Annotated in this window: 10 protein-coding genes; 9 read left to right on the forward strand and 1 reads right to left on the reverse strand. The window is 60.7% G+C overall.

Going from position 1 to position 12,483, the window contains the following annotated elements:
* Positions 1-95: 95 nt before the first annotated feature.
* The 4 genes from AB6803_RS08810 to AB6803_RS08825 all read left to right on the forward strand — a co-directional run bounded on the left by AB6803_RS08810 (position 96) and on the right by AB6803_RS08825 (position 5,269).
* Positions 96-1,682: a trimethylamine methyltransferase family protein gene (locus AB6803_RS08810; protein WP_371108523.1), complete on the forward strand. Its 1,587-nt coding sequence runs from the start codon at positions 96-98 to the stop codon at positions 1,680-1,682.
* Between the two features lie 144 nt (positions 1,683-1,826).
* Positions 1,827-2,150, forward strand: a complete 324-nt coding sequence (locus tag AB6803_RS08815) for a hypothetical protein (protein WP_371108524.1) — start codon at positions 1,827-1,829, stop codon at positions 2,148-2,150.
* A 308-nt stretch (positions 2,151-2,458) separates the two neighbouring features.
* On the forward strand, positions 2,459-4,129 hold the full coding sequence (locus tag AB6803_RS08820) for a DEAD/DEAH box helicase (protein ID WP_371108525.1): 1,671 nt from the start codon (positions 2,459-2,461) through the stop codon (positions 4,127-4,129).
* Between the two features lie 261 nt (positions 4,130-4,390).
* Positions 4,391-5,269 (forward strand): DMT family transporter, encoded by an 879-nt coding sequence (locus tag AB6803_RS08825; RefSeq protein ID WP_371108526.1) that lies wholly within the window; start codon positions 4,391-4,393, stop codon positions 5,267-5,269.
* Between the two features lie 27 nt (positions 5,270-5,296).
* On the opposite strand, the gene AB6803_RS08830 is transcribed toward AB6803_RS08825, so the two are convergent.
* Positions 5,297-6,190: a DMT family transporter gene (locus AB6803_RS08830; protein WP_371108527.1), complete on the reverse strand. Its 894-nt coding sequence runs from the start codon at positions 6,188-6,190 to the stop codon at positions 5,297-5,299.
* A gap of 398 nt (positions 6,191-6,588) precedes the next feature.
* On the opposite strand from AB6803_RS08830, the gene AB6803_RS08835 reads away from it, so the two are divergent.
* From AB6803_RS08835 to AB6803_RS08855, 5 genes are all read left to right on the forward strand, one after another.
* Positions 6,589-7,998, forward strand: a complete 1,410-nt coding sequence (locus AB6803_RS08835; protein WP_034519280.1) for a circularly permuted type 2 ATP-grasp protein — start codon at positions 6,589-6,591, stop codon at positions 7,996-7,998.
* 7 nt (positions 7,999-8,005) lie between these two features.
* On the forward strand, positions 8,006-8,947 hold the full coding sequence (locus tag AB6803_RS08840; protein ID WP_371108528.1) for an alpha-E domain-containing protein: 942 nt from the start codon (positions 8,006-8,008) through the stop codon (positions 8,945-8,947).
* A gap of 12 nt (positions 8,948-8,959) precedes the next feature.
* On the forward strand, positions 8,960-9,778 hold the full coding sequence (locus AB6803_RS08845) for a transglutaminase domain-containing protein (RefSeq protein ID WP_371108529.1): 819 nt from the start codon (positions 8,960-8,962) through the stop codon (positions 9,776-9,778).
* A gap of 81 nt (positions 9,779-9,859) precedes the next feature.
* Positions 9,860-10,156: a hypothetical protein gene (locus AB6803_RS08850; RefSeq protein WP_371108530.1), complete on the forward strand. Its 297-nt coding sequence runs from the start codon at positions 9,860-9,862 to the stop codon at positions 10,154-10,156.
* A gap of 375 nt (positions 10,157-10,531) precedes the next feature.
* Positions 10,532-12,385: an ABC transporter ATP-binding protein gene (locus AB6803_RS08855; RefSeq protein ID WP_371108531.1), complete on the forward strand. Its 1,854-nt coding sequence runs from the start codon at positions 10,532-10,534 to the stop codon at positions 12,383-12,385.
* Positions 12,386-12,483 lie beyond the last annotated feature (98 nt).

Here is a 12,483-nt window from a genome sequence, read left to right on the forward strand (position 1 = left end):
ATCCCAAAACAGTCACCCTCTGGTCGCAAACGATGGCGGCATCCCGCATCGAACTCTGCCAAGAATCACATCAGGACAATGGTGGAGGAAGAGCCATGAGCGACGATGCAACGACGGCCTTGCGCGAGACCGATGCAGCGACTGTGCCGGCCGAACGCCGCCGTCGGGCGGGAGGTCGGGGAGCCGAACGCAGCCGCAAGCCGAGTGGCGCAAAATACCTCAATCTCGTCAACAATCTCGCTCGCACCGAGCTTCTGTCGCCCGAAACGCTGGACGACATCCACGAGGCGTCGCTGACCATTCTCGAAGAGATCGGCATGGACATCATCCTGCCGGAAGCGCGTGAGCGCATGAAGGCGGCCGGTGCCGATGTCACGCCCGGCACCGAACGCGTCCGCTTCGATCGCGGCATGATCATGGAGCTGATCGCCTCCGTCCCCTCGACCTTCACGCTGCATGCCCGCAATCCTCTCCGAAACGTAGAAATCGGCGGCAGGAACCTCGTTTTTGCCCAGGTCGCGTCCGCACCCTTCGTCGCCGACCGCGAAGGCGGCAGGCGGGCCGGCAACCGGGAGGATTTTCGTAAGCTGATCAAGCTTGCCCAATCCTACGACGTCATCCACATGACCGGCGGCTATCCCGTCGAACCCATCGATATCCACGCCTCGGTGCGTCACCTCGACTGCCTCTCCGACATCGTCAAGCTGACCGACAAGGCCTTTCATTGCTATTCTCTAGGCAAGCAGCGCAATCTTGACGGTATCGAGATCGCCCGCATCGGCCGTGGCATCAGCATGGATCAGATGGAGCGCGAGCCGTCACTCTTCACCATCATCAACTCCTCCTCCCCGCTGCGCCTCGACGGGCCGATGCTGCAGGGCATCATCGAAATGTCGTCGCGCGGCCAGGTCGTGGTCATCACCCCCTTCACGCTGGCGGGCGCCATGGCGCCGGTGACCATCGCCGGCGCGCTGGTGCAGCAGAATGCCGAAGCGCTCTGCGGCATCGCCTTCAGCCAGATGGTGCGCAAGGGAGCGCCGGTCATGTATGGCGGCTTCACCTCGAATGTCGACATGAAGACGGGCGCGCCGGCCTTCGGCACCCCGGAATATATGAAAGCCGTGATCGCCGGCGGCCAACTCGCCCGCCGCTACGGCATCCCCTACCGTACCTCCAACACCAACGCCTCCAATACGCTCGACGCACAGGCAGCCTATGAGTCGGCGCTGTCGCTCTGGGCGCTGACCCAAGGTGGCGGCAATTTCGTGCTGCACGCCGCCGGCTGGAGCGAGGGCGGGCTGACCGCCTGCTTCGAAAAATTCATCCTCGATGTCGACATGCTGCAAATGGTCGCCGAATTCTTGACGCCGCTCGATGTCAGCCAGGATGCACTGGCGCTGGACGCGGTGCGCGATGTCGGCCCCGGTGGCCACTATTTCGGCACGGCCCATACGCTCGCCCGCTATGAGACCGCCTTCTATTCGCCTATCCTCTCCGACTGGCGAAACTACGAGACCTGGACCGAAGCCGGCCGTCCCACAACCTATGATCACGCCAACCGCATCTTCAAGGAAACCCTTGCCCGTTATGAGCGCCCGGCGCTCGATCCGGCGATCGAGGAGGAGCTCGACGCCTTTGTGGCAAGGCGCAAGCAAGAAGGCGGCGTACCGACTGATTTCTAGAGCAAAATCAACGGGCTCCATACGCCCTGCATGAACAAAATTTAATGTGACACGCGCCCGTTTGGCCGCGACTTCGCCTCGTTTCCCGCCCAATTTCAACCTCGGCTTCGGCTGGGAGGCCTTTTGTTTGGGAAAGGAATTTCAATGTCTGTGCTTCGCACTATTACCACGACGGGCCTCATCGCGCTGACACTCGGCAGCGCGGCCGCCGCAACCACGACCACTGCCGCCGCTTCCGAGCGCGGCGCAATCTTCGGCGGCCTTGCCGCCGGCCTTGTCGGCGGCGCTCTTGTGGCGGAGGCCGCCCGTCCGGTTTACCCGGCTTATCCGACCTACTACCGCACCTATCCGGCCTATTACAATGGTCCGGTCTATGAGCGGGTCTACGAGCGTCCATACCATGGCTGCTACTGGTCGTGGCGCCATGACCGCTGGGGCCAGCCGTTTCGTGTAGAGGTCTGCCGTTAGGTCCAACCTACCATTCCATGACCCCATTGACGCCGCCGGGCTTCCGGCGGCGTTTTTATTGCGTCTGCGAACAAGCTTTCGGCTGCACCCCTTGACTTTGGCGGCGAATAGGACCAAATGCGCATCAGCTTTCACCTTCCGGCCGCCGCGTGAGCGTGCCCTGCGGGACTTATGTACGCAAGAGAAGGACAAAAGCGCTTTTGAAATGAGACCGCACCCAAGGCGGTCAGATGCGCTGGAAAGCTTTTTCCAACTTACAAGTTCCCACTTCACGCGGGGTTCTTGACGCCAGAGACAGACCGGACCGCATGGTGCGACCCGGCCTATTTGCTTTGGCGCCCCCGAAAGGTATTGAATTGACCGATTTTCACTCGCTTGGTCTCTCCAAGCAGATCGTCGATACGCTGTCGCAGAACAACTTCGCGACGCCGACGCCGATCCAGGCACAGGCTATCCCGCTTGTCCTGCAGGGCCGCGACCTCATCGGCCTCGCCCAGACCGGCACCGGCAAGACCGCCGCTTTCGGCCTGCCGATCATCGAAATGCTGTTGAAGGACGCCAAGCGTCCCGATAACCGCACCGTCCGTACGCTTATCCTCGCCCCCACCCGCGAACTGGTGAACCAGATCGCCGACAACCTCAAGCTCTTCGTCCGCAAGACGGCGCTGAGGATCAACGTCGTCGTCGGTGGCGCCTCGATCAACAAGCAGCAGCTGCAGCTCGAGCGCGGCACCGACATTCTCGTCGCCACCCCCGGCCGTCTGCTCGACCTCATCAGCCGCCGCGCCCTGTCGCTCGGCCAGGTCAGCTACCTCGTCCTCGACGAAGCCGACCAGATGCTCGACCTCGGCTTCATCCACGACCTGCGCAAGATCTCCAAGATGGTCCCGGCCAAGCGCCAGACCATGCTGTTCTCGGCCACCATGCCGAAGACCATTGCCGATCTCGCTGCCGAATACCTGACCAACCCGGTCAAGGTCGAAGTATCGCCTCCGGGCAAGGCCGCCGACAAGGTGGAGCAGTATGTCCACTTCGTTTCCGGCCAGAACCACAAGACCGAGATCCTGAAGGAAAGCATTTCCGCCAATCCGGATGGCCGCGCCATGGTCTTCCTGCGCACCAAGCACGGCGCCGAGAAGCTGATGAAGCATCTCGAACATGTCGGCTTTGCCGCTGCCTCGATCCACGGCAACAAGAGCCAGGGTCAGCGCGAACGTGCCCTGAAGGGCTTCCGTGATGGCGAAGTCCGCGTTCTCGTCGCCACCGACGTCGCCGCTCGCGGCATCGACATCCCCGGCGTCACGCATGTCTACAACTACGACCTGCCGGAAGTACCGGACGCCTATGTTCACCGCATCGGCCGTACCGCACGCGCCGGCCGCGACGGCATCGCCATCGCGTTCTGCGCTCCCGACGAAGCCCGCCTGCTGCGCGATATCGAGCGCCTGATGGGCATCGAGATTGCCGTTGCCAGCGGTGAAGCTCCGGCCGACCGTGGTCGTCCGGCTCGCGGCAACAACCGCGCAGGCGGTCGTGGCGGTCAGGGTCAAGGCCAGGGTCGTGGCGGCGCAGGTCAGGGACGTGCCGAAGGCCGCCCCGCCCGTCCGGCTCGTCGTCCTCACCGTGAAGGTGAAGCCGGCGAAGCCCGCGCCCATAACGGCGAGCGTCAGGAACGTCGTCCGCAGCGCGAAAACAATCGCAATGCCGACTTCCGCGGCCAACGCCGTGACGAGCGCGCCCCGCGTCCGGAAGTAGACAACGATCTCGCATCGACGTCCGATTTCCGCCCGGCCAAGAAGCCGCAGCACAATGGCGCCGCAAACGAAGCCGGCGCCCATCGCGGTCCCCGTCACGCTCACGGCCGCCCCACGGGTCGCCATGAAGACCGTGGCCAGAACGCTCAGGGCGAACAGCGCAAGGACGGCGGCATGAAGCGCCGCGGCCCCAGCAATGGCGGCCAGCGCCGCGAACGCGCTTAATTCGATCTCAATGGAATAAAAAAGGGGGCCGATTGGCCCCCTTTTTTATTGCTGTCTGAAACCGTGGAGTTCCGGCATCGGAGAGCCACGGCAACAATTTCGAAGCCGTAGAGATTTCTCGAAAATCTCATTCCGATCAGCCGGGAACATTTGAACGGTTATTCCGCCTAAATCCGGCTCCGCGCGGTTAGACTGTCGGTATATTCGCAAAATTCCCAATATCGGGGCAGAACGTTGCGCACGACAGCATTGACACGGTCGATGTCGGCAAGCGACTGGGGGCAGCTCTTGCTTCTCGGCGGCCTTTGGGGTGGCTCATTCTTCTTTGCCCGGATCGCCGTGGCCGACATTCCGCCCTTGGCGCTCGTCCTCTACCGCGTATCGATCGCAGCGCTTGTCCTGCATCTGTGGCTGCGGTTGCGCGGTATTTCCTTTGCACCTGCCTTGGCAAAGCCTGGCTCATTCCTCTGCCTCGCCTTGCTCAACAACGTTATTCCGTTCTCATTGATCTTCACCGGACAAACGAAAATCGGTGCGGGCCTCGCCTCCGTGCTCTACGCGACGACGCCGCTCTGGACAATCTTGGTGGCAAACCTGCTGACGGCGGATGAGAAGCTCTCAACGGCCAAACTCATCGGCGTCGGGCTCGGGATAGCTGGAGCGGCGATCATGATCGGGCCGGGTCTTCTATTCCAAACCGACGGCCCGACATGGGCGAAGCTGGCGGTCGTCGGGGCGGCGATTTCCTATGCCTTTGCCGTGGTCTACGCCAAGCGCTTCAGGGAGATCACACCGTCCGTCGTTGCAACCGGCCAGCTCACCGCGTCCACCATCCTGATGGCGCCGATTGTCTTCATACTCTACAGGCCCGAAAGCATCCTCACGTCTAGCGTTTCCATCTGGATGGCTGTCGGCGTTCTCGCAGTCTTCACGACAGCGTTCGCTTTCATTCTCTATTTCAACATCATCGCCTCGGCCGGAGCGACAAACGCATCCCTCGTCACGCTGCTGGTGCCCGCCAGCGCAATCATCCTGGGTGCTGCCTTTCTTGGCGAAAGGCTTGAGCTTTACGAATTCGCCGGATTGGCTTTGATCGTTTCCAGCCTCATCATCATGGATGGCAGGCTTTTCCGCCGATGAGGATGAAAACAACCGTCGCCGGGTGCCCTATTCCGGCACCACATCCGCCGTGCGCCGGTTGGTCAGATAAACGCCCATCACCACGACCAACGTGCCGATGATGATCGGCAGGGTCAGCGGCTCGCCGAAGGCAATCGCCGCCTCGATGGCGACTGCGGGCGGCATCAGGTAGATCAGCGAAGCGGCACGCGACACCTGTCCCCGCCGGATGAGATAGAGCAACAGGCCGACCGCGCCCATCGACAGGCCGAAGACCGACCAGATGACGGCAAGGATCGCCTCATGCGTTCCGTCAAAATGCAGATCCTCGAACATCAGCGCCAGCGGCACGGTGACGATCAGGGCACCAACATATTGCAGCGTCGCGATCGTGCGGAGATCGCCGGTCTGCAAGTGACGCTTCTGGTAGAGTGTGCCGTAGGTCACCGACACCATCGCCAACAGATTGACAGTGAGCGGGATAGCCGATTGCCAGAGATTGGCCGTATCCGGCGCCAGGATCTTCGGCGAGATGGCGATCGCGATGCCGATGAAGCCGAGCAGCAGGCCAAGGCGCTGCACCGGTTGCAAACGTTCGCCGACCAGATAGGGCGCGGCCATCGCCGTCATCAGCGGCTGCAGGGCGGCGATGATGCCCGCAATCCCGGCAGGCACGCCCCTGGAGATCGCCCACCAGAGACAGCAGAGATAGATGCCGTGCAGAAAGATGCCCGAATAGATGGCGCGAAAGACGCTCGACCAATCGCGCGGCCATTTCGCGCCGGTAAACGAGCAAAACAGCACAAAGGCGAGTGCCGACAGGCTGTAGCGGATCATCAGGAAGGTGAACGGCCCCGAATGCATCGTCGCATATTTCGCGACGATCCAGCCCGTGGACCATAGGAAGACGAAGATGGCCGGCGCGAATTTATCGAGGGACATGGGGCTCGGCCTGACATTGATTTTGCACGCCGGAGCCGGCGTCAGAATCGAAACCGGAACGTCACGCGCCTAGAGGACAGTCGCTGATAGCCGAAGGTGGTCCGAGCGTCAAAATCGATCCGCTGAACGCAATCATCAATTTTTCTTCACCTTCGCACCGCCACCTGAGCTCAAGGGGATTCGGCATGCCACTCCGGCGGCCAGATAGCGAAATAAGCAAATGCTCAAACTTTGATCACGGCCCGGAGGCAGTCACCGGCCGCCTTCCGCCGTCACAATCAAAAATGCCTGGAAATCCGGCATTTTTGGCGGTTTCGAAATTCGTGCACGCAAACGCGCATACTTCTTGCATTGTCAAAACTGTTGTACTCAAATGGAAAAAAATGGGGACCGCACCTTTGGCATTTGATGAAATGATTACTGCGGATGAAAGTCCGCGCACACCTTACGAAAAATATTTCGAATGGTACTCCGGCCAGGACAGAGGCCATCTCATTGCCAAATCCCGCGATGCGGAAAACATCTTCCGAAAGACGGGCATCACCTTTGCGGTCTACGGACACGCAGATTCCTCCGAAAAGCTCATCCCCTTCGACATCATTCCGCGCATCATTTCCGGCCGTGAATGGCGCAAGCTCGCCCAGGGCATCGAACAGCGGGTCATCGCGCTCAACGCCTTCCTTCACGACATCTACCACAAGCAGGAAATCATCCGCGCCGGCCGCATCCCGCGCGAGCTGATCGAGAAGAACGATGCCTTCCTGCCGGAGATGATCGGCTTCCGGCCGCCCGGCGGCGTCTATACCCACATCGTCGGCACCGATATCGTGCGGACCGGCGAGGACGAATTTTACGTGCTGGAGGACAATGCCCGCACGCCTTCCGGCGTCAGCTACATGCTGGAAAACCGGGAAACCATGATGCAGATGTTCCCGGAGCTGTTCCACCAGAACAAGGTGCAGCGCGTCGAGGACTATCCGTTGCAACTGCGCCAGAGCCTTGCCTCGCTCGCCCCTCCCGGCTGTACCGGCAAGCCGCGCGTCGCAGTGCTCACGCCCGGCATCTACAATTCCGCCTATTACGAACACTCTTTCCTCGCCGACATGATGGGCGTGGAGCTGGTGGAAGGCTCGGACCTGCGCGTCATCGACGGCAAGGTGAAGATGCGTACCACGCGCGGCTATGAGGCGATCGACGTGCTCTACCGCCGCGTCGATGACGATTTCCTCGATCCCCTCACCTTCCGCTCGGATTCGGCGCTCGGCGTTCCCGGGATCATGGATGTCTATCGCGCCGGCCACATCACCATCGCCAACGCGCCCGGCACCGGCATTTCCGACGACAAGGCGATCTATTCCTACATGCCGGAGATCGTCGAATTCTACACCGGCCGCAAGCCGATCCTCGAAAACGTGCCGACCTGGCGCTGTTCGGAGCCAGATAGCCTGCAATACGTGCTGGACAACCTGGCCGACCTCGTCGTCAAGGAAGTGCATGGCTCCGGCGGCTACGGCATGCTTGTGGGACCGACCGCTTCGAAGAAGGAACGGGCGGAATTCGCCGAGAAGCTGAAGAGCAGGCCGAATAATTACATCGCGCAGCCGACCCTATCGCTGTCGACGGTGCCGATCCTGGTCAACAAGGGCATCGCGCCCCGCCACGTCGATCTGCGCCCCTATGTGCTGGTGTCCGACAAGGTGCGGATCATTCCCGGCGGCCTGACCCGCGTGGCCCTCAAGGAAGGCTCGCTGGTGGTCAATTCCAGCCAGGGCGGCGGCACCAAAGATACCTGGGTTCTGGAGGACTGAAACGGACATGCTTGGAAGAACCGCGAATGGCCTCTACTGGATGTTCCGTTACATCGAGCGCGCCGAAAACATAGCCCGCCTTGTCGATGCCGGACAGCGCATGTCGCTGACGCGCAGCGGAGCGGTGGAAGACGATTGGGACGGCGTGCTGCAAAGCGCCGGCGTCCGCGAAGCCTATAACGAAGTGCACGGCAAGCTGACGGGCGCCGACGCAATCGACTATCTGATGCGCGACCGCTCCAACCCGTCGAGCGTCATGTCCTGCATCGAATATGGCCGCAACAATGCCCGCATGGTCCGCACGGCGCTGACGCGCGACACCTGGGAAGCGACCAATGAGTGCTGGATAGAGCTGAAGACATTGCTCGGCAAGCGCCTGAAGACCGCCGAACTGCCGGAGACGATCGACGTCATCAAGCGCAGGGCCGGATTGATCCGCGGCGCCTTCCACGGCTCGATGCTGCGCAACGAGCTTTACAACTTCGCCCGTATCGGCACCTTCATCGAACGCGCCGACAATACGGCCCGGATCCTGGATGTTAAATATTACGTCCTGCTGCCGTCGGTCTCGCATGTCGGCTCCTCGCTCGACAATGCACAGTGGGAATCGATTCTGCGTTCGGTCTCCGCCCACCGCGCCTACAAATGGGCCTACGATCCGGAATACAAGCCGGCCAATATTGCCGACTTCCTGATCCTCAACAGCCAGATGCCGCGCTCGCTCGCCTACTGCTACGACAAGATCGTCAGCAATATCAGCTACCTGGCATTGGAGCACAGTAAGCGGCTGCCGGCGCACGATACCGCCGACGCTATCTGCGAGATGCTGCAGAAGCTGACCATCAAGAACATCATGGACCAGGGTCTGCACGAATTCCTGGAGGATTTCGTTTCGCGCAACAACAAGCTCGGCGCGGAAATCTCCGACGGCTACCGGTTTTATCAGTAAGCGGATGACAATATGAGACTGACGATCAGCCACATCACGGAATACCGCTACGACGAACCGTCGCAGTTCTCGCTGCAGCGCCTGCGGCTGACGCCGCTGACCGGCATCGGCCAAACCGTCCACGACTGGAAACTCACCGTGGAAGGCGCCCATCCGGAGGTCGAATATGACGACCAGTTCGCCAACCGCGTCACGCTCGTTTCGCTCGACGGCGAACAGGATTCAACCCGGATCGTCGCCAGCGGCGAGATCGAAACGCAGGACCTGAACGGTGTTCTCGGCCCGCACAGCGGCTTCGGCCCCCTCTGGCTCTTCCTGCGCGATACGCCGCGCACGAAAGCCGGCAAGCTGACCAAGGAGTTGCTGCGCGGCGTTTCCGGAGACAATGAACTCGGTCGGATGCACGCACTGATGAGCGCCATCCATCAGACAGTGGACTACAGGCCCGGCACCAGTGACACGGAAACGACCGCCGAGCAGGCGCTGGAGAAGAAGAGCGGCGTCTGCCAGGACCACGCCCATATCTTCATCGCCGGCGCCCGCGCGCTGAATATCCCGGCACGCTACGTCTCCGGCTATCTGATGATGGAAGGCAAGAACGAGCAGGCCGCGACCCATGCCTGGGCCGAAGCCCATGTTCCAGGCCTCGGCTGGGTCGGCTTCGACCCGGCCAACGACGTCTGCCCCGACGCCCGCTACGTCCGCATCGCCACCGGCCTCTGCTACCGCGACGCCGCCCCCGTCTCCGGCATGCGTGTCGGCGGACCCGGTGAAAGCCTCACGGTCAAGGTGACGGTGGCAAGCCAGGGGCAGAGCCAAAGCCAGAGCTGACAGGAGAAAATTCGGGCTGCGGGGACATCTAAGAGCTTGATCTTCATTGAGCTCCATCTCGCAATTTTAAGAGGTGAGCCCATGCTTCAGGTCATATGCGTTGGTGTACTTCTCATCGCCGCGGTTTTACTCAATACGCCGATGGCCGCCAAAATGGCAAGGGATGGCAATTGGGGTGAAGCGGTCGGCAGCATGCTCTTCGCGCCGATCGTCGTCTTCTATTTCGTTCATTCGCTCGTCTATTACGCAACGCGCTTTTTGCGTGGGCCGGCTGCGGTCGCGACCTATGCGGCCTCAAAGCTGAATTACATCGCATTCGTGATCAGTCTGCTTGGCGTGCTCGGCGCTGTAGCACAGCGTATGACGCCGCCGGTTTAACCGAACCCCTGCCTCAAAACACAATCGCAAAATTTGCAGTTATGCGATTGAGCCTTGCGACAGTAGGTATTCCACATATCAAAAGGGGCAGAACTTCCGTCCCACCCCTTTTCAATTTCAGACATCAATCTCAGTGGCTATCGCGATTATTGGGGATTTCCGAGCCGCGTGCGCTAACCAAAAAGGCCAGGTCGGCGCCGGTATCGGCCTGCCCTGATCGCCAACCTGCGCGCTGGCGGCTCCGAGGCGACTTGGAGTCGTCGCGAAAATCCTGACCTTTGCTCAGATGTTCTAATTGAGATTGCAGCCGGAAGGTGATCCTATTCCTGCCAACTGAGTCCTCGCCCTCCTTTCCATTTAGAGCCCGAGCGAGCCATGTCGATTTCAGATGCGATCTACCGTCCGTTCGAAAATTTGATCCGGCCACTCGATATTCCCTACCGGCCGTTGCCGTCAAAGGGGCCTGTCGCTGTTCTCCTGCACTTCATCTCTATGTTTCGCGGCGTGTTGATCGCGCTCGCGCTTTCATCCATGGCGATGGAGGCCATCAACCTGACCACGATCTGGGGGCTTTCGGTCATCGTCGATGGCGTATCGCAGAAGGGCGCATCCGCCTTCTTGCACAGCGAATGGCCACTTCTGACCTTTCTCGGGCTCCTGATCTTTCCGGCCATACCAATCGCCTCGTTCCTTCTAAACACGCTCACCTCGCACACGCTCGGCATTGGCATGCCGGCCGCCATCCAGTGGCAGGGCCACAAGGCGGTGGAGCGACAGGATCTCGCCTTTTTCCATGATCTCTATGCCGGACAGGTCGCCTCGCGCCTGCAGCAGGTGTCATCTGCCGTCCAGCAGCAGATCATTGCCGCCTTCCAGTCCATTCCGCGCTTCCTGCTGCAACTCGTCGGCTCCGTGATCCTGCTGTCGAGCCTGTCCTGGCAGCTCGCCTTCCCAGTCGTGGTCTGGATCGCGCTCAATGTCGCTCTCACCGTCAAGATGGCGCCGATCTTTGCCGAGCGTTCGCGCCGCACCGCCAAGCAACGTAGCCTCGTGGCCGGTGCCATCACCGACCTCTACACAAATATGCAGATGATCAAGCAGTTCGCCGCCGAAGACAGCGAAGCCGGCGCCATCAGGCGCATCATCCGAAAGGCCATACAGACACAGCACGGGGAACAGCGCATCTATCGTACCTCGGAACTGATTGTCGTGCTCCTCAACACGATGCTCTGGCTGGTGATGCTGTCGATCGGTTTTTCAGGTCTCGTCAACGGTTTCCTCACGATCGGAGAGTTCGTCGGCGCGGTCTACATCCTCCAGCGGCTCTCCACGCAGATCTTCACTTTCCTGCAGATGGGCCAGCAGATCTTTCAGGCAATTGGGACGATCAAAGACGCGATGCCCGTCATGACGACGCCGCCCACCATCACGGATCGGCCCGACGCGGAGAGCCTCGCGGTCAACAGCGGCGAGATTCGTTTCCAGGATGTCCGCTTTGCGTATAAGTCCGGGAAGCCTGTCATTGATAATCTGTCGCTGACGGTTCGGCCCGGCGAGAAGGTGGGGCTGGTCGGGCTCTCCGGAGCTGGCAAGACGACACTGGTGAGTCTGCTGCTGCGCTTTTACGACATTGTAGACGGCGCGATCCTCATCGACGGACAGGACATTCGCGAGATTACGCAGGCAAGCCTTCGCCGCAACATTGGCGTCATCGCGCAGGACGTCGCGCTGCTGCACCGTTCGGTCGGTGATAACATCCGCTACGGCCGACCGGAAGCGACGCAGGACGAAATCGAACAGGCGGCAAAGACGGCAAAAGCCGATGGATTTATCACCGATCTTGCGGACAGCGAAGGCCGTAAGGGCTACGACGCCTTCGTTGGCGACCGCGGCATCAAGCTTTCCGGTGGTCAGCGGCAGCGCGTAGCGATCGCCCGCGTTTTGCTGAAAGACGCGCCGATCCTCGTGCTCGACGAGGCGACCTCCGCCCTCGACAGCGAATCCGAGGCCGCCATCCAAGAAAAACTCAACCTTGTGATGGAGGGAAAGACGGTGATCGCCATCGCACATCGCCTTTCGACCATCGCCATGATGGACCGGATCATCGTGCTCGATCAGGGTCGCATTCTGGAAGAAGGCAGGCCGGACGAACTGGTCGAGCAGGATGGCTTGTTTGCCCGCCTGTGGAAACGCCAGACAGGCGGCTTTATCCCTGAAGAAATTAGCTAGCTATACTTTCGCCGCGAAACTCCCAATCTTCGCAACAAAATCACCGCCTTTGAAACCCGGTATTTCCACATATCAAAAAGGGGCGGAACTTGCGTCCC

This window comes from Rhizobium sp. RCC_161_2 (assembly GCF_041355235.1).
GTDB lineage: Bacteria > Pseudomonadota > Alphaproteobacteria > Rhizobiales > Rhizobiaceae > Rhizobium.